A 16,913-nucleotide genomic window follows, 5' to 3' on the forward strand; every position below is an offset into this window, starting at 1 on the left:
GGTTTCTAATGACTGAGCTACTACCGATAGGGAGTGTTGTCCAACTTAAAAATGGACAGGTAAAAATTATGATTATTAACCGTTATCCTCTTTATGATAACAAAGGTGAAATTGGTTATTTAGACTATTCCGGTTGTGTATATCCTTTTGGTATGACGGATAATCAAGCTTGCTTTTTTAACCAAGAAGATATTGAAAAAATTTGGTTTGAGGGGTATATAGATGAATCAGAAGAGAAAATGCTAGCAAAAATAGAAGATAAATTATCTCAAATTCCTTATCCTAAATATTCTTTAGCTGATTTATAATACCTGTTCCTGTCAGTAAAGTATTCTAAAACCCCTCGCAATTATTTGCGGGGGGTTAGTGTCTTATAAGTTTTCTTTTCTTTTTATAATCTTCTCTTTTTAGTTAAGGGCTGCTAAAAGAGCATCAGCCTGTGCTGAGAGTTCAGCAAGTTTGTCTTCTGCGACAGTCAGTTGACCAGTTCCCCATGCTTCTGGGTTGATACCAACACCTGTGAATGGTTCTACCACATTCATACGGATGAAAGGTAACAGGCTGCGGTAGTGCTTGAATACTTCATCTGGTGATGTGCCGTTTGCGACAGATGAAACAGTAACAACCTTAGCATTCAGAGCAGATGGGCCAGTTGGGTCTGACAGATCCAGAGCGCGTGAAGCCCAGTCCAAAAGGTTTTTCACTACTCCTGGGATAGCCCAGTTGTAGACAGGTGAGAAAATCCAGATGGCATCAGCGGCCAAAATTTCTTCACGAACCTTAGCAACAGCAGCTGGAGCAGGACTTTCGATGTCTTGGTTGAAGAATGGTACATCTTTGTAATCAAGATATGAAACTTCTGCCTTGCCAGCCAAAGCTTTTTCAGCTTGCTCAGCCAATTGGTGGTTGAAAGAACCTTGACGAAGTGAGCCGACGATGAATAATACTTTAGACATTGCATTGTCTCCTTTTTAATAAAATATAAAGAGAAATTTCTCTTGTTACAATATATGTTACAACATTAATCACTAGTTAGCAATTATTTAGCTCAATTTTTTGAAATTTTTTAAAATTCGAATCAAGTCTTGCTTATCGTCTTCTTCGAGAATGGAAAGAGCTTGCTGAATATTTTTAATATGATCAGGCAGGGCGGCTTCAATTTTAGCTCTGCCTTGTTCTGTCAAACCAATCAAAAAAGCCCGGCGGTCATTTGGGTCGCAGGTGCGGACAATCCAGCCGTCGCGTTCCATATTTTTGATGACAACAGTCATGTTGCCAGAAGTTGCCAATATGCGGTCAATCAGGTCCTGAATACGCAGTTCCCCTTTGCTGTACAAGGTTTCTAAGACGGAAAACTGAGTAGGAGTCAAATCATGCTTTTTAAAAATCTGGGCTTCAATGGCACGTATGGTTCTTGCTGCCTTGTGAAAGACAATCATGGTTTTCAAATCAAGCAGAGCTTCTTTGTTTAAATCGTCTGTAATCTTCATAACAATATTTTACCAATAAATAGTATCATATGCAAGGATATTGCTTTAGAATTTTGAGAATATTCTCATCAAAAAAAGATAGAAAAATAGGAGTATTTGTAGTATAATGACGGAGTGAAATATAAAAATAGAAATAAAGCCAGTTTTCCAATTTGGCAGTACCTTATCGGTATTTTTATCGTTCTCAGTGTTCTTGTCTTTTCATTTTTTGCAGTTTTGCAAGTATCTATGCAGCCGAGACAGTCGGCTAAGGAAGCAAGCAGCCGCTTGGCCAAGGAATACGCAGATCTTGAAGAAGTGGACTCATTTGCCTTCTACAATGGGCAGGAATCTTACTACAGTCTGCTTGGCAAGACAAGTAAGGGTGTCGAAAAAGCTGTATTGATTGCAAAAGATTCCAATGAGATTCGGGTCTATCGACTGGACCAAGGCGTCAGTCAGGCTGAGGCGAAGAGCATTGCCAAGGAAAATGGAGCAGGAACTATTGATAAGGTGACCATGGGCTATTTTCAGGATCAGCCTATCTGGGAAGTCAAGTCGGGAGGCACCTACTACCTGATTGGTTTTGAAAGCGGACAGTTAGTCAGCAAGGAGGGACTATGAAATTATCAAATCGTGTCTTAAAGATGGAAGAAAGCGTGACTCTGGCAACAGCAGCGCGTGCTAAGGCTTTGAAAGCGCAGGGGCGGGATATTCTGTCTCTGACTCTGGGAGAGCCGGATTTTCCGACGCCTAAGAACATTCGAGATGCGGCTGTAGCAGCTATTGAGGATGGGCGTGCTAGCTTTTATACAGTGACTAGCGGTCTGCCAGAGCTAAAAGAGGCAGTGGTAGAGTATTTTGCTAACTATTACGGCTACAAAATCCAGCCTAATCAAGTGACGGTGGCAACCGGAGCTAAATTCTCCCTCTACACCTTCTTTATGAGTGTGCTTGACCCAGGTGATGAAGCTATCATTCCGACGCCTTACTGGGTCAGCTACGGGGACCAGATTAAGATGGCCGAGGGTATTCCTGTTTTTGTCCAAGCCACTGAGGAAAATAATTTCAAGGTAACGGTGGAACAGTTAGAAGCTGCTCGTACTGATAAGACTAAGGTCTTGGTTTTGAATTCTCCGTCCAATCCGACGGGTATGATTTATACAGCAGAGGAGCTGCTGGAGATTGGAAACTGGGCTGTGGAGAATGATATTCTGATTTTGGCAGATGACATTTATGGACGTCTGGTATATAGCGGCAATAAATTTACGCCAATTTCTAGTCTATCAGAGGAGATTCGCAAGCAGACAGTGGTCATCAATGGTGTCTCTAAGAGCTACTCCATGACAGGCTGGCGGATTGGCTATGCAGTTGGTGAGCCAGAGATTATAGCAGCTATGAGTAAGATTGCAGGTCAGACGACTTCCAACCCGACAGCAGCGGCTCAATATGCAGCTATCGAAGCTCTGACTGGCAGTCAGGAAACAGTCGAGACTATGCGTCAAGCCTTTGAAGAGCGTCTCAATACCATCTATCCGCTCTTGGCTAAGGTGCCAGGATTTGAAGTGGTCAAGCCACAAGGGGCCTTCTATCTCTTTCCAAATGTCAAGAAAGCCATGGAAATGAAAGGTTATACAGATGTGACCGAGTTTACGACAGCAATCTTAGAAGAAGTTGGCGTGGCTCTGGTGACCGGAGCAGGCTTCGGTGCTCCAGAAAATGTCCGTCTTAGCTATGCGACGGACTTGGACACGCTCAAAGAAGCCGTTCAACGCCTGCAGCAATTTATGGAGAGTAAATAGAGCTCGCAATCTTACACTGCTTTCGAAGATTTATAAACAATAGATAAGGCCGAACTCGGAGTTCGTCCTTTTCAATTCCCCTCAACTGCATTGGCAAATAGTTTGACAAAGTGGTAAAATAATATAGAAAGATATGGAAGCGTTTGTCACTCTAGTCAAAATTAGTAAGCTTTAGCAAGGATAAATGTTAATTGGCTTCGCTTAGAACTCAGCTGATGAAGGATTTAAACAATAGTGGAGGGAGAACAATATGAAACGTCGTTTGATTTTCTTATTCTTGCTAGGCGGTCTAGTCTTGCTAGGAGCTTATGTTTTCTTTAATTCAGAGGTGGGTTGGACCACAATTTCCCAGTCTAAGACGGATGAACCAAGCTACAGCTTACAAGCAAAAGATAATCATTATTGTATCCACTATTATGAGAATGACTCGGCTCGAATAGACTGGTATTTGAGCAATTATCAGCCAGAACTGAGATTAAATATGAGAATCTTAGAACGCCCAACTGCCCCCGGTTCTTACACTAAGGAGGAGATATCTGGACAGGGCTCTGCACGCTTTTTGATGGTTTGTAGAACTTGGGGTTCTGCAGAGAACAGTCAAAAGTTTTTAATTAAACGTGCCTATTATAAGGTTGATATTAGACTTAATAAAAAGATGGAGGTAGATACTGAGAAGAGCAGTATGACCTACTGGAAGACGGAAGAAGAGGTAAAGGATAATCCGCCTATTGATTAAAAAGCAGCTATCAATGATATCTAAACTTAGTAAATCTAACTTTCTGATAGGAATCACCAGACGACTTAAAAATTTGAGGAGTATTTAGTTGAAGACGATGGTGTTTCGGTGTATAATAAAAGAAGTCCATTTGGTCTAGCCCTGCATTCTATTGACTTGCAGTGTGTTCCTCATGGTCTTTTTACTTAAGTAATAATAGGGATGAAGATTATTTTGTACAAAAGGAGATAAAATGGGTTTTATCAGAAAGGAAATAGGGGAAAGAGAGAAGAAGCTTCTCGAGGATTTTTCTATTGAAGAAAAAGAACTGGCTTTGCCATTTTTACTAGAGGATGAGAAGAGAGGAATTTTTCTCTGTGTCAAGCAATTTCGTATCGGGGAAGGGAAATATCAGGTCTTAGCCATGATTCTCGGTGGCCACTTGCTTGAATTTCGCCTAGAAGAAGAGCGGGCCGATAGATATCCAGTTCGCAATGAGGAAGATCAAAGTGTAAAAGGTCTATCAACAGAAACAATCTCCCAGCTTGTGATTCCCAAGGTTTTAAAAGGACGAGAGGACAAGATCATAACAGTGATTCAACATGCCCTGTCGCAGATTAACCCTTATTATGATACAAAGATAAGGGAAGTAAACCACGTGGAGTACAGATAAAGAGGAGATAGGATATGGGATTATTAGAAAAGTGTCTGGATTTTTTCCCGACTAGGCGGGCTGTCAGTGACATAGAAGAAGAGATGACTTGGGAGGAAGAATATACTCCTAAAAGAGTTCATCTCAAAGAAGTCAGTAGTAGCACTCAGAAGGAGACTGAGGGAGCAGTATCTCTTCCCCAAGAAGGAAGTTGGAAGTTCGTGCACGAGATGATTTCTGAAGAAGGGATTAAGCTTTTAAAGAAGGCTGGGATTGATGACGAGCTAGTCTTTGAGACGGGTGATTGGGTCGCAGACCATGATTTGGGGATTTATCTGGTCCTTTATCGCTTTGGTGGCAGAACTAATTGGAAGAAGACTTATAAGCTAATCTTGCAAGGACAGGTGATTGAATTTAAGACTAAGACAATCTTTCATCAGCAGGATTTTTCTTATGAAGATGGGGAATTCATTAAGGGAGTGATTGTCAAAAATGTCTCCAATATGCTTCTGCCCTTAGCTTTCGAAGGTCAACAGCAGCGCGTGCTCCATATCATTCAAGCAGCTCTGTCAGCAGCTAGCCCAAGCTATGATACGGTCATTTACAGGGCGAACTTTGATTTGGTTTAGGAGGGGAAGATGATATATATTACAAGAGAAGATGTTTTGACTTGGCTGGACAAACATGAGCCGGTGGTCAATCGTCAGAAGGACATTGCGGCTTTTCATAAAGAACTGTCGTTTCGCCTGCAAAGAATGGACTTTCGACCGTCTACCAGTTCAAAAGATCCTCGGAGAGATGTTTGTGAAGACCCTGACCAAGAGCTCACTGTAGCCTTTACTCAGGATGGGGAGGGGAATTATGCGACGATTGACCAGAGTCCAGGAGGTCAGATTCTCAGCGATCAGCGTTTTAAGATGGCTTTGAAAAAAGTCTTGAACTATGATGATGACATGGTTGATCGCCTGCTATATGGAACAAAAAATTAGTCCACTTATTCAGAGAGAGTTATCCGCCAGCGTTTATGAGGCTGGTTTTTTAATTTTTCTGAGATTTAGACTCTTCAAGGATAGCTATTGCAATCGCTTTATGGTAAAATATAGAACAGATGTCCAAAAGATTTGTCTTGAAATAAAGTGACATTTAGCAACCAATCTAGGAGGCAGATATGATTGATCATTTTGGAATTACAGTCAAGGATTTGGAAGCCAGCAAGTTCTTTTATCAGAAAGCTTTAGAGCCATTGGGCTACAAGATTGCCTTTGAAATTCCTCAGGCAGTAAGTTTTGCAGAACCTCGGACGGCTCCAGCTGGAGATTTTTGGTTAAGTCAGGGACAATCAGATGCGTCTCATTTTGCCTTTCGTGCAGAGACTAGGGAGCAGGTGGATGCTTTTTATCAAGCAGGCCTTGCAGCGGGCGGCAAAGATAATGGCGCCCCTGGTATTCGTCCCCAATATCACCAGCCTTATTATGCAGCCTTTGTCTTGGATCCAGATGGTAATAATGTCGAGGCAGTCTGTCATAAAGAATAAAAAATAGAAAAGAGAAAAAACGTGTCAAAGAAAATCGTAACAATTATTGATGTGAAAAATTATGTTGGTCAAGAAGTGACCATTGGTGCTTGGGTTGCTAATAAGTCAGGTAAGGGTAAGATTGCTTTCTTGCAGCTGCGTGACGGAACAGCCTTCTTCCAAGGGGTGGCCTTCAAGCCTAACTTCATCGAGAAATTTGGCGAAGAAGAAGGATTGGCGAAGTTTGATACGATTAAAAAGCTTAGCCAAGAAACTTCTGTTTATGTGACAGGGATTGTCAAGGAAGACGAGCGTTCAAAATTTGGTTATGAGCTGGACATCACAGACATCGAAATCATCGGTGAGTCAAATGACTATCCAATTACGCCGAAAGAACATGGAACGGATTTCCTCATGGACAACCGTCACTTGTGGCTGCGTTCTCGTAAGCAAGTGGCTATGATGCAAATCCGTAATGCCATTATCTACGCTACCTATGAATTCTTTGACAAGAATGGCTTTATGAAGTTTGACAGCCCAATCTTGTCAGGAAATGCAGCAGAAGACTCAACTGAGCTCTTTGAAACAGACTACTTCGGAACTCCAGCTTACTTGAGTCAGTCAGGTCAGCTTTATCTGGAAGCAGGTGCCATGGCTCTTGGTCGCGTCTTTGACTTTGGTCCTGTATTCCGTGCAGAAAAATCAAAAACCCGTCGTCATTTGACTGAGTTCTGGATGATGGATGCAGAGTATTCATACTTGACGCATGATGAGTCACTCGACTTGCAAGAAGCTTATGTTAAAGCTTTGATCCAAGGTGTGCTTGACCGTGCTCCTCAAGCTTTGGAAACCTTGGAACGTGATGTAGAACTTTTGAAACGCTATATTGCAGAGCCTTTCAAGCGTGTTAGCTATGATGAAGCGATTGACCTCTTGCAAGCCCATGAAAATGATGAGGATGCTGATTATGAGCATCTTGAACATGGAGATGACTTTGGTTCACCGCATGAAACATGGATTTCAAACCACTTTGGTGTACCAACCTTTGTTGTGAACTACCCAGCAGCCATCAAGGCTTTCTATATGAAACCAGTTCCTGGAAATCCAGACCGTGTCCTCTGTGCAGACTTGCTTGCTCCAGAAGGCTACGGCGAAATCATCGGTGGTTCTATGCGTGAGGAAGACTACGATGCGCTCGTTGCTAAGATGAATGAACTTGGTATGGATACTTCAGAATATGAATTCTACCTGGATCTTCGTAAGTATGGAACAGTTCCGCACGGTGGATTCGGTATCGGTATCGAGCGTATGGTAACCTTTGTAGCAGGGACTAAGCATATCCGTGAAGCCATTCCATTCCCACGTATGCTGCACCGTATTAAACCGTAAAACGAATCAAACGCCCATGTGGCGTTTTTTCAACAATGAACTATGAAATAATCCAAATATAGAATTTTAGAGAAAGAAGAGGTAGGAGTCATGTAAACAGCGGATTAACAAGTGATAAAGGATAGAAATTAGAAAACACTTGTTAAAGGAGAAAATATGTTTAAAAGAAGTTATCGAAAAAATATCGGTCTTATGGCCGGAGTAGAATTTTTTGCCTTTCTAGGCATTACTAGTTTTTGGATTTTATTTCTCAGTCAAAACGGCATGTCACTTTGGCAGATTGGCCTTTTGGAAAGTATTTTTCATGCGACTAGCGTTATTTGTGAAATTCCTTCAGGGATGTTGGCGGATCGTTTTTCCTACAAGACCAATCTTTATCTGAGTCGGATAGCTGGGATTGTGTCTTCTGTTCTCATGTTGGCGGGACAGGGGAACTTTTGGGTTTATGCATTGGCTATGGTGATTAGTGCTTGGTCCTATAATTTTGATTCGGGGACAAGCGCAGCCATGGTCTATGATTCGTCTGTTGAGGCCGGACTCAAGGAACGTTACCTATCCATCTCCAGCTTTATGTCTGGAGTGGCTGAAGCGACCCGATCTTTGGGAACGGTCTGGGCCGGATTTTTTGTCCATGGACAATTGCATCTGACCTACTATATCATGATTGGTACCTCTATCATCGTTCTTTTCTTGACCTGGATGTTGAAGGAGCCAAGTGTTAAAGCAGAGAAAGCAGAACGTCTGACCATGAAAAAGATTATCTGGGCTGTCAAAGAGGAGTTGCATAGGAATCCCAGCCTTTTTATCTGGATGATTCTGTCCCAAATCATCGGAACTCTCATGTGTATGTTTTATTTTTATTATCAAAATCAATTGCCTGACTTAAAAGATTGGCAGATTTCGGTAGTCATGCTGATTGGCAGTGCTTTGAATATCTTAGCGGTCTATCTGGCGAGTGTGATTGGAAAGAAGTATTCTGCCCTAAAACTCTTTCCTTCAGTAGTCCTTCTAACTGGGGCAAGCTACCTGCTGTCCTATTTTGGAACGCCAATCATCTATATTCTGATTTATCTAATCAGCAACGCCTTGTATGCTCTTTTTCAGCCGATTTTTGACAACGATTTGCAAAAGCAGCTGCCAAGTGAGGTACGGGCGACCATGCTTAGTGTTTATTCTATGATGTTCAGCCTGAGTATGATTGTCATTTTCCCTGTAACAGGCTGGTTGATTGATTACTTTGGCTTTGACTGGACTTTTATAGTTTTGGGCGGCTTCTTATTAGCAGCGACACCGTTTTTGCATATGGGTCTAAAGAAAATAAGCCAGAATTTAAAAGAAGTCTAAGATTAATGTTCTCTTTCTGCTGGTCAGAAAGAGAATATTTTTTAGCCTTTGAAAATTATGGTAAAATATATACAGTTTAATGGAGAAGTAGGCAGTATGAAAGATTTATTGAAATATTTCAAGGGCTATATCAGGGAGTCTTTGCTAGGGCCCTTGTTCAAGCTTTTGGAGGCCAGTTTTGAACTCTTGGTTCCGATTTTGATTGCGGGGATTGTGGACGAGACCATTCCTAGACACGACAGCTCCCATCTTTACTGGATGGTTTTTCTTTTGATGGGCTTGGCTGCGCTGGGTGTGGTGGTAGCAGTGGTGGCCCAGTATTATTCGTCAAAGGCAGCTGTGGGCTTTACTCGTCAGATGACAGGTGATCTCTATAAAAAAATTCTACGCTTGCCCAAGGCCAGTCGGGATGAGCTGACGACCTCTAGCCTGGTGACTCGGCTGACCAGCGACACCTATCAGATCCAGACGGGAATCAACCAATTTCTTCGTCTCTTCCTGCGGGCGCCTATCATCGTTTTTGGCTCCATCATCATGGCCTTTACTATCAGTCCGGTCATTACCTTGTGGTTCTTGCTCATGGTGGCAATTTTAACGGTTATTATCGTTTTCATGTCTCATTTGATGAATCCTCTCTATGCTAAGATTCGCCAGCTGACTGACCAGTTGGTTAATCTGACGCGTGAGCAGCTGCAGGGCATGAGGGTTATACGAGCTTTCGGTCAGACCCAGCGCGAGGTTCAGACCTTTCGCAATCGTAACGAGCTCTATAAAACCTGGCAAATCAGAACGGGAGCTCTGGCTAGTCTGATTAGTCCTCTGACCTTTCTTACAGTCAATGGTACTCTGATTGCTGTGATTTGGCAGGGGAATGCTTTTATCGGCAAGGGCTTGCTGACCCAGGGGATGCTAGTGGCCTTGGTCAATTATTTATTGCAGATTTTGGTGGAATTGCTCAAGCTGGCGATTCTAGTCAACTCGCTCAATCAAAGCTATATCAGTGCAGGCCGCATTAGTCAGGTCTTCGAGCAAGCTGAAGAAGATGTTCTGCAGGAATTAGTGCAGGAAACAGCTCTGCTAGATCAAGCTATTAAAGTCCAGCAGGTCAGCTTTTCTTATCCAAATGCAGCTAGTCCAGCTTTGACTGGTCTGACTTTTGATTTGAAAAGAGGTCAGACTTTGGGGGTTATTGGCGGGACTGGCTCTGGTAAATCTACCCTAGTCCAGCTGCTGGCTCATCTCTATCCAGTTGCTGCTGGTCAGTTGACCATCTTTTCCCAAGGACGCAGTCCTAAAAATCTCAGAGAATGGCGGTCTTGGATCAGTCTGGTACCTCAGAAGGCGGAGCTTTTTCAAGGAACTGTTCGCTCCAATCTGACTTTAGGACTGTCCACCAAGCCAACAGACGCAGACTTGTGGCAGGCTTTAGAGATTGCTCAGGCAGCGGACTTCGTCTCTCAGAAGGAGGGTGGCTTGGATGCGACTGTAGAGGCCTTTGGTCGTAATTTTTCTGGAGGTCAGCGTCAGCGTTTAACCATTGCCAGAGCTGTCTTGCGGAGGACACCCTTCTTGGTTTTAGATGATGCGACCTCAGCTCTGGACCATCTGACAGAGGCTAGACTGCTGCAAGCTATTAAGAATGAATTGACAGAGATCAGCCTGGTCTTGATCTCTCAGCGGACCAATAGCTTGCGCTCAGCGGATCAAATTTTAGTCCTAGATAAGGGAGAACAGGTGGCTCTTGGTCGCCATGAGGAACTCTTAGCTAGCTCCGCCATTTACCGAGAAATTCATCACTCACAGCATAGTCAAGGAGAGGAGGGAAAGCATGAAGCATAAGACATCACCTAGCAGCTTGAGGCATTTGACTCGAGACTTGCTGCAGGCGCGCTGGCTCTTTCTCCTAGCTAGTCTGGGAACGGTGGCTCAAGTGGCTTTGACTGTTCTTCTTCCGGTTTTAATCGGGAATGCGGTTGATAGCGTTCTTCTTCCTCAAGCGGAGCAGCATTTGATGCCGATTTTGGGTCAGATGCTGTTGGTCATCTTAGCCAATACGCTGATTCAGTGGCTCAATCCCTTGCTCTATAATCAGCTGGTCTATCGCTATAGCCAGCAGCTTCGTCAAGGCGTCATCAAGAAAGTGCACCATCTGCCTTTGGCCTATCTGGATCGGCAGGGAACCGGCGACTTGGTTAGTCGTGTGACGACAGATTTGGAGCAGCTCAGCAATGGACTACTCATGGTTTTCAATCAATTTTTTGTGGGTTTGTTGACAATTTTAGTGACTATCATTAGCATGGCCCGGCTGGACTTTTTCCTCCTGCTTTTGGTCTTGCTTTTGACGCCCCTTTCTCTTTTCTTAGCGCGCTTTATTGCTAGAAAGAGTTTTAGCTTTTTCCAACGTCAGACGCAGGCGAGAGGGGCACAGACTCAACTGATTGAGGAAAGTCTGACCCAGGAAAGTCTGATTCAGGCTTTTAATGCTCAGGAGCAGTTTGATACAACTTTTACTCGCAGCAATCAAACCTATGCGGACTATTCTCAGGCGGCTATTTTCTATTCTTCGACGGTTAATCCTTCGACTCGTTTTATCAATGCCTTGATCTATGCTTTGATTGTGGGCTTTGGGGCTGTCCGAATCATTCAGGGAACAGGCTTTACGGTTGGGCAGCTGGTAACTTTTCTCAACTATGTCAACCAGTACACCAAGCCTTTCAATGATATATCGTCAGTAATGTCGGAATTGCAGAGCGCTTTAGCTTGTGCGGAGCGGATATACAACGTTTTAGACCAAGAAGAAATAGCAGAGTCAGGTCAGGAAATTCTTCAGTCTGAAGATGTCAAAGGACAGATTAGTTTTGAGCATGTGGCTTTTGGCTATGAGCCTGGCAAAGAGCTGATTCAGGATTTGAATATAAGGATTCCAGCAGCTAGCAAGGTCGCCATTGTCGGGCCAACTGGTGCTGGCAAGTCTACCTTGATCAATCTCCTTATGCGCTTTTACAATGTAGACAGTGGTCTTATTTCGCTAGACGGTATTCCCATCAGTCATTATACTAGAGCCTCTTATCGTCAGCAGTTCGGTATGGTACTGCAAGAGAGTTGGCTTAAGACGGCGACCATTCATGATAACATAGCTTTTGGCCGGCCAGATGCTAGCCGAGAGGAGGTCATTGCAGCTGCCAAGGCGGCCAATGCGCATTTCTTTATCCAGCAGCTGCCTCAGGGCTATGACACCTATCTGGCGGATGCTGGGGACTCTCTTTCTCAAGGTCAGCGGCAGCTCTTGACCATTGCGCGTGTCTTCCTTTCCGTTCCTAAAATCCTAATCTTGGACGAGGCGACTTCCTCCATCGATACCCGAACAGAAGTCTTGATTCAGGAGGCTTTCAGCAAGCTCATGGTGGGACGTACTAGCTTTATCATCGCCCACCGCCTGTCTACTATTCAAAATGCTGATATCATCCTCGTCATGGTAAATGGTGATATCGTCGAACATGGTAATCACCAGGAGCTCATGGATGCCAGAGGTGTTTATTACCAAATGCAGACGGCGCAGGAGTAGAAGGGAGCTTTATTAAAGTTCAAAGATTGATGCTAAATGAAACTAAAAGAGAGTGGGACAGAAATCGGTAATTTGTTAGAATTCGATTTCGTCGTCCCACCTCCGCACAGTTGAGTAGGGCTGTAAAAGCTGATGAAATCAGCGTAGTAGAGCCCACTCAACCACTGCGTCTTGCTCGACAATCCAAAGACAATTGAGAGGCTAGGACTTTTGTCCCAGCCTCTTTTTGCTTATAATTCAACTTCCTCCAACCCTGTCTCCGTAAGTCGATAAATCTTCTGGCAGACTTCTTTGAGAAAGATTCGGTCGTGGGAGACAGCGATAATGGCGCCAGGATAGGTCGCCAAAAGCTGGCGAACCTGAGGCTGAGAGGTGGGAGAGAAGTTGCGGGTTGGTTCGTCCAGAAGGAGGACATTTGGACGGTCTAGGACAAGTTTGAGCAGGAGGAGCTTGGCTTTTTGACCTCCAGAAAGCTGCCCAATCGGGTGGCGGGCCTCATCGCGCGTGAACTGGAGGCTGGCGAGATGAGTCAGGATTTTCTCCTCATGGGACTTGTCGCCAGAGGGAGCTAGAAAGTCCAAAGGACTGCTCTCATCAGCCAGCAAGTCGCCATAATGCTGGGGCATGTAGCCGACCTGCATATCTGTCCGCTCACGCAGAATCTTCCATATTTCTTTAAGCAGAGTAGACTTGCCTGCGCCATTAGCACCAATCAGTCCGATTTTTTCCTGGCCGCAGACCTCCAGAGTCAGGTTTTCCGCCAGTTGTCGTTCGTCTGTTTCCAGTTTCATTCCTTCTAATTTTAGGATTCTTTTGGTCAATGGCAGAGCTTCTATGTTTGAGAAGTGAAGGCTGATGGCATCTTCCTGTATCGGGATTTCGGTCATTTCAGCACATGCCTTTTCGAATCGTTTGCCCTGTGAGAGGACGTTTTTCATCTTCTTGGCCACCAGTCGACCAGCAGTAGCGTCATGGGTATTTCGTAAAGTATGCTCCACACTCTGCTTAACCCGGCGGTGTTTTTCCATAGTTTTTGCGTGTTCTTCCCGCTCTTTCCGTGCTAGTTGCCCCTGTTTTTCAAAGGCCTCCTGACGTTGAGTTCGGTAGTTTTCATAGTCCAGACTCTTGATACTGGTTCTAGCTTCCTGCTTCTTTTTGATTCGCTCCAGATGGATAATCTTGTTTGCAGCCTGAGCAAGAAAATGCTCGTCGTGAGAGACGAAAAGGACAGTTTGCTGGCTATGGCTGATAAAGTTTTCCAGCCAAGTCAGAGTTTCGAGATCAAGGTCATTAGAGGGCTCGTCAAGAAAGAGAATGTCCCAATCACTGGCAAGTTTCTTGATGAGCTGAACTTTAAGCTTTTCTCCTCCAGATAGGCTAGAGAGCTGCTGCTGACTGGCGAAACGCTGGCTGTCAAAGTTGAGCTCCCCAGCATAGCGATAGAGCTTGGCATAGTCCAGCTCGGTCTCAAAATCACCAAAGAAATAGTCATTGAGCGTTAGTTGGGCATCCTCTGAAGGTAGCTGCTGGGGTAAGTAGACAGCAGCAGTATAGGACTTATCAATCTGGCCGCTGTAGCTGACATAGGAACTGACAAGTCGCTCGTCTAGCAGGAGCTTGAGTAGGGTGGACTTGCCATTGCCCTCCTCACCGATAATAGCGACCTTGTCTCCTTGATTGACAGTCAGTGACAAATCTTTGACTAACTCTTTCAGGTCTTTTAGGTGGGTGATAGTTAGATTTCTTATTTGAAGCATAGATGTCTCCTTCGTTTTTTAATACAAAATACAGCCCTGCTTTATTTAGCAGAGCTGTTTTTGATTGCACAAAGCAGACACAGGAGTGTCAAAGTGGGATTATTCGTCTATAGGCTTCCAGCTTACACTGTCATAGGAGCGACAGGATTAATCTAAAGATAAGCAAATAGAAGCTAGAAAGCACAAAAAATGAACATCCCGCGGATATGCAGAAACATGACAAAATCTACTAAATAAAGTTTCCTTTAAAAAATAGACTTAATTTTTCATGTCTCCGTGTACCTCCGAAATAGTTCTGTCTTAAGTCTAGCAAAAGATAGCAGATTCGTCAAGCGCTTTCAAAAAAATAAAAATTTTTAAAAGTTTTTTGGATACTATTTTATAAACTCTCTAAGAATATTGGTTTCAAGGCTTTTAACCTGTTTTTAATATATATTTTTTTGATTATATAAAAATTTGACATATACCGTAAAATTATATATAATCATCTTGTATATAAAAAAAATATATATAAAATGATTATACAAACAGGCCTAAAATTTGTAAAAGATAAGAAGTGCTGGAATGGGATAGATTCCGGTCGTCATTTTAAATTGTATCTAAGGAGTAAGAAACCATGCCAAAAACTTTATTTCTCTGGCTTTTGACGGTCCTAAGCCTGGGACTTGTAAAAACGCCTCAAGCTAAGACGATGGAGCAATCCTTGAAGTCTAACACAGCGGCCATTGAGATTGTCCAAAAGATTCAGGAACATGTCAAGCAAGATGAAGCGACGATGGTGGCTGTAGAAACTGTGACCTTTGACTAGATTGTGTAAATTATTGCATAAGAAAGGAGAAAGCTATGTTAAGAATTTTTATCCGAATGGTATACAGAAGTATCGCCTATGCGATTGTTGAAGCTAAATAGAAAGGAAATATCATGAAGAAATCATTTATTCTAACGCTTCTAACGATTATAACTCTAGGACTCTTCCGGCCAGTTACCGCCTTGGCTGAAGAACAGAAGCTGCCGTCTGGTACGGACCGTGACAAAATCGATCAGAAAATCCAAGACTTTGTCAAGGAACATGAAAAGACAACGGCCGGTATGGAGACTGTTATCTTTGACAAGAATGGTACAATTTATCAAGGAAACTTCGGTTATATGGATAAAGAAAAAGGCATCAAGGCCGATGACGATAGTGTCTTTGAATGGGGATCTGCTGGGAAGCTAATGGTCTGGGTATCAGTCATGCAGCTCTGGGAAGAGGGCAAGGTTAATCTTGAAGAAGATATTCGCAATTTCCTGCCTGAGGGATTTCTCAAGACCCTCCGTTATGACAAGCCCATTACTATGTTGGATCTAATGAACCATCAAGCAGGCTTTGAGGACTCTTCTCACGCTTATCTAGAAAATAAAGGGCAGAATATTGAACAAATCCTTGCGATCAATCAGCCAGCTCAAATCTATGAACCAGGCACTATGACTGGATACTCTAACTTCAGTACGGGACTGGCAGCCTATATCGTTGAGCGAATCTCCGGTCAGAGCTTTGCGAACTATGCCCGCAAGCATATCTTACAACCATTAGGTATGAACAAAACATCTCTTTTAACTGGCTATATAGATAATGATTACGTCCTTGAGAAACGGAAGGAAGAGATGACTTATGATATCAATGGTAAATCTCTAGGTGTGAATTACATGAATATCGGTCTTTACCCTGTCGGTCTTACAGCGAGTACCATGGGTGATTTTCAGAGATTTGCCCAAGCACTTTTGAAGAAGGAGAAGCTTTTCAAGCATGCTGAGACTTGGACTACCCTTTATACGGCAACTTCGAATTATCCGGGAACGGATATGCCGCTCAATATGCATGGCTTCTGGACCCAAGAATATGGCACGCCTCTTGTCGGTCACGGTGGCAATTCCTATGGTTTTTCTTCTTATATCTTGTTAGATTTGAAAAATGGTATTGGTATGACCATTATGACCAATCAAGGGCATGAAGAGGTCTATAATTACGATATGCCAGCTCTTGTCTTTGGAGCTAAGAAAAAGACTCCGCAGGAAACTTTCGACAAATTTCCAGCGGGAAATTACCGATCAGCAAGATATTATGAAACAGGCCCCCTGTCTTTCACTAGAATATTCCCACGTACCAGTTATGTTACAAATTCAGCTGATAATAAATTTTTGAACGGTGATTTTGCAGTAGTCAGTGAGCAAAATGGGACAGCCAAAGTAACATATGCCTATGGCGATTCTTTCAAAGTAAAAGATATAGACGTGATGAGAGATTGGGCTGTATTGATTTTCATGGTAGTAGGAGTTATCTATGCTTTACTTCAGCTTTTAGTGCGAGGCGGTCTCGATCTTTTCCGGCTAGTATTCAAAAAAAATCAGTCTAAAACACCTAAAGAACTTCATATCTGGACATATCTGACTTCCCTAGCAGCAGTGGGAGTTGCTGTCAATTTCTATTTCCTTTTCTTAGCTTTAGGAGCAAGTGACCCTAGCTACCTTTCTAGCTGGCGCTACATGGTCTTTGCCGGCTTAGGTCTAATTTTAGCTGGCTGTGCGGTCTTCCCACTTCTGGCCAAGGCAAGAAAAGGATTGAGCAAGAGCCGCATTTTCCTGACTGTCTTGACTAGTCTATCTGCGCTGACCATCGTTGCCAATATCCTCTACTGGTCACTTTATCAGTGGTGGGGCCTTTAATAAG

At 43.4% G+C, this 16,913-nt stretch carries 17 protein-coding genes; 14 read left to right on the forward strand and 3 right to left on the reverse strand.

The annotated features are described in order from the left end of the window. The first annotated feature begins 8 nt into the window (after positions 1 to 8). The gene (locus RWX26_RS00545; protein WP_002897369.1) at positions 9 to 308 is read left to right on the forward strand and encodes a DUF4176 domain-containing protein; all 300 of its coding nucleotides are present in this window, start codon (positions 9 to 11) and stop codon (positions 306 to 308) included. 99 nt (positions 309 to 407) lie between these two features. Here the strand turns inward: RWX26_RS00545 and RWX26_RS00550 are convergent, their stop codons facing one another. Both RWX26_RS00550 and RWX26_RS00555 read right to left on the reverse strand, forming a co-directional pair. Then, positions 408 to 956, reverse strand: a complete 549-nt coding sequence (locus tag RWX26_RS00550) for an NADPH-dependent FMN reductase (RefSeq protein WP_002895223.1) — start codon at positions 954 to 956, stop codon at positions 408 to 410. A gap of 87 nt (positions 957 to 1,043) precedes the next feature. Then, positions 1,044 to 1,490 (reverse strand): MarR family winged helix-turn-helix transcriptional regulator, encoded by a 447-nt coding sequence (locus RWX26_RS00555; protein WP_227963576.1) that lies wholly within the window; start codon positions 1,488 to 1,490, stop codon positions 1,044 to 1,046. Between the two features lie 114 nt (positions 1,491 to 1,604). Here RWX26_RS00555 and RWX26_RS00560 point away from each other — a divergent pair, with 114 nt between their 5' ends. From RWX26_RS00560 to RWX26_RS00610, 11 genes are all read left to right on the forward strand, one after another. Further along, complete coding sequence (locus tag RWX26_RS00560) at positions 1,605 to 2,093, forward strand: DUF5590 domain-containing protein (RefSeq protein ID WP_314578145.1); 489 nt, start codon at positions 1,605 to 1,607, stop codon at positions 2,091 to 2,093. Beyond that, a complete protein-coding gene (locus tag RWX26_RS00565; protein ID WP_314578147.1) occupies positions 2,090 to 3,271 on the forward strand; it encodes a pyridoxal phosphate-dependent aminotransferase in 1,182 nt (393 codons plus the stop codon). The genes RWX26_RS00560 and RWX26_RS00565 overlap by 4 nt, the downstream gene beginning before the upstream one ends. Positions 3,272 to 3,521: 250 nt before the next feature. After that, entirely contained in the window at positions 3,522 to 4,007 is a 486-nt protein-coding gene (locus tag RWX26_RS00570; RefSeq protein ID WP_314578149.1) for a hypothetical protein, read from the forward strand. Between the two features lie 232 nt (positions 4,008 to 4,239). Then, positions 4,240 to 4,659: a hypothetical protein gene (locus RWX26_RS00575; RefSeq protein ID WP_223310218.1), complete on the forward strand. Its 420-nt coding sequence runs from the start codon at positions 4,240 to 4,242 to the stop codon at positions 4,657 to 4,659. A 14-nt stretch (positions 4,660 to 4,673) separates the two neighbouring features. Beyond that, positions 4,674 to 5,267: a hypothetical protein gene (locus tag RWX26_RS00580; RefSeq protein ID WP_314578153.1), complete on the forward strand. Its 594-nt coding sequence runs from the start codon at positions 4,674 to 4,676 to the stop codon at positions 5,265 to 5,267. 9 nt (positions 5,268 to 5,276) lie between these two features. Continuing rightward, on the forward strand, positions 5,277 to 5,627 hold the full coding sequence (locus RWX26_RS00585) for a hypothetical protein (protein ID WP_314578155.1): 351 nt from the start codon (positions 5,277 to 5,279) through the stop codon (positions 5,625 to 5,627). A gap of 179 nt (positions 5,628 to 5,806) precedes the next feature. Further along, positions 5,807 to 6,172 carry a VOC family protein gene (locus tag RWX26_RS00590; protein WP_223322544.1) on the forward strand — a complete coding sequence of 122 codons (366 nt, stop codon included), beginning with the start codon at positions 5,807 to 5,809 and terminating at the stop codon, positions 6,170 to 6,172. 21 nt (positions 6,173 to 6,193) lie between these two features. Then, entirely contained in the window at positions 6,194 to 7,540 is a 1,347-nt protein-coding gene (gene asnS, locus RWX26_RS00595) for an asparagine--tRNA ligase (RefSeq protein ID WP_002912687.1), read from the forward strand. A 156-nt stretch (positions 7,541 to 7,696) separates the two neighbouring features. Beyond that, positions 7,697 to 8,884: an MFS transporter gene (locus tag RWX26_RS00600; protein WP_314578157.1), complete on the forward strand. Its 1,188-nt coding sequence runs from the start codon at positions 7,697 to 7,699 to the stop codon at positions 8,882 to 8,884. Between the two features lie 96 nt (positions 8,885 to 8,980). Further along, complete coding sequence (locus tag RWX26_RS00605) at positions 8,981 to 10,723, forward strand: ABC transporter ATP-binding protein (protein WP_314578158.1); 1,743 nt, start codon at positions 8,981 to 8,983, stop codon at positions 10,721 to 10,723. Next, positions 10,713 to 12,449 (forward strand): ABC transporter ATP-binding protein, encoded by a 1,737-nt coding sequence (locus RWX26_RS00610; RefSeq protein WP_314578161.1) that lies wholly within the window; start codon positions 10,713 to 10,715, stop codon positions 12,447 to 12,449. The genes RWX26_RS00605 and RWX26_RS00610 overlap by 11 nt, the downstream gene beginning before the upstream one ends. Before the next feature lie 230 nt (positions 12,450 to 12,679). Here the strand turns inward: RWX26_RS00610 and RWX26_RS00615 are convergent, their stop codons facing one another. After that, positions 12,680 to 14,206, reverse strand: coding sequence for an ATP-binding cassette domain-containing protein (locus RWX26_RS00615; protein WP_314578163.1), 1,527 nt, complete (start codon positions 14,204 to 14,206; stop codon positions 12,680 to 12,682). A 616-nt stretch (positions 14,207 to 14,822) separates the two neighbouring features. Between RWX26_RS00615 and RWX26_RS00620 the strand changes: the two genes are divergently transcribed. Together RWX26_RS00620 and RWX26_RS00625 are read left to right on the forward strand one after the other, a co-directional pair. Next, on the forward strand, positions 14,823 to 15,014 hold the full coding sequence (locus tag RWX26_RS00620; RefSeq protein ID WP_002930771.1) for a hypothetical protein: 192 nt from the start codon (positions 14,823 to 14,825) through the stop codon (positions 15,012 to 15,014). Positions 15,015 to 15,127: 113 nt separating this feature from the next. Next, a complete protein-coding gene (locus RWX26_RS00625) occupies positions 15,128 to 16,909 on the forward strand; it encodes a serine hydrolase domain-containing protein (RefSeq protein WP_314578165.1) in 1,782 nt (593 codons plus the stop codon). Positions 16,910 to 16,913: the final 4 nt, after the last annotated feature.

Origin of the sequence: uncultured Streptococcus sp., from assembly GCF_963536705.1 — a bacterium.
In the GTDB taxonomy this organism is placed as follows: domain Bacteria; phylum Bacillota; class Bacilli; order Lactobacillales; family Streptococcaceae; genus Streptococcus.

Coding starts and splice junctions, on each gene's coding strand:
- RWX26_RS00615 (WP_314578163.1), bottom strand. CDS start 14,206: ATGCTTCAAATAAGAAATCTAACTATCACCCACCTAAAAGACCTGAAA.
- RWX26_RS00605 (WP_314578158.1), top strand. CDS start 8,981: ATGAAAGATTTATTGAAATATTTCAAGGGCTATATCAGGGAGTCTTTG.
- RWX26_RS00590 (WP_223322544.1), top strand. CDS start 5,807: ATGATTGATCATTTTGGAATTACAGTCAAGGATTTGGAAGCCAGCAAG.
- RWX26_RS00600 (WP_314578157.1), top strand. CDS start 7,697: ATGTTTAAAAGAAGTTATCGAAAAAATATCGGTCTTATGGCCGGAGTA.
- RWX26_RS00545 (WP_002897369.1), top strand. CDS start 9: ATGACTGAGCTACTACCGATAGGGAGTGTTGTCCAACTTAAAAATGGA.
- RWX26_RS00565 (WP_314578147.1), top strand. CDS start 2,090: ATGAAATTATCAAATCGTGTCTTAAAGATGGAAGAAAGCGTGACTCTG.
- RWX26_RS00570 (WP_314578149.1), top strand. CDS start 3,522: ATGAAACGTCGTTTGATTTTCTTATTCTTGCTAGGCGGTCTAGTCTTG.
- RWX26_RS00575 (WP_223310218.1), top strand. CDS start 4,240: ATGGGTTTTATCAGAAAGGAAATAGGGGAAAGAGAGAAGAAGCTTCTC.
- RWX26_RS00625 (WP_314578165.1), top strand. CDS start 15,128: ATGAAGAAATCATTTATTCTAACGCTTCTAACGATTATAACTCTAGGA.
- RWX26_RS00585 (WP_314578155.1), top strand. CDS start 5,277: ATGATATATATTACAAGAGAAGATGTTTTGACTTGGCTGGACAAACAT.
- RWX26_RS00550 (WP_002895223.1), bottom strand. CDS start 956: ATGTCTAAAGTATTATTCATCGTCGGCTCACTTCGTCAAGGTTCTTTC.
- RWX26_RS00555 (WP_227963576.1), bottom strand. CDS start 1,490: ATGAAGATTACAGACGATTTAAACAAAGAAGCTCTGCTTGATTTGAAA.
- RWX26_RS00610 (WP_314578161.1), top strand. CDS start 10,713: ATGAAGCATAAGACATCACCTAGCAGCTTGAGGCATTTGACTCGAGAC.
- RWX26_RS00580 (WP_314578153.1), top strand. CDS start 4,674: ATGGGATTATTAGAAAAGTGTCTGGATTTTTTCCCGACTAGGCGGGCT.
- RWX26_RS00620 (WP_002930771.1), top strand. CDS start 14,823: ATGCCAAAAACTTTATTTCTCTGGCTTTTGACGGTCCTAAGCCTGGGA.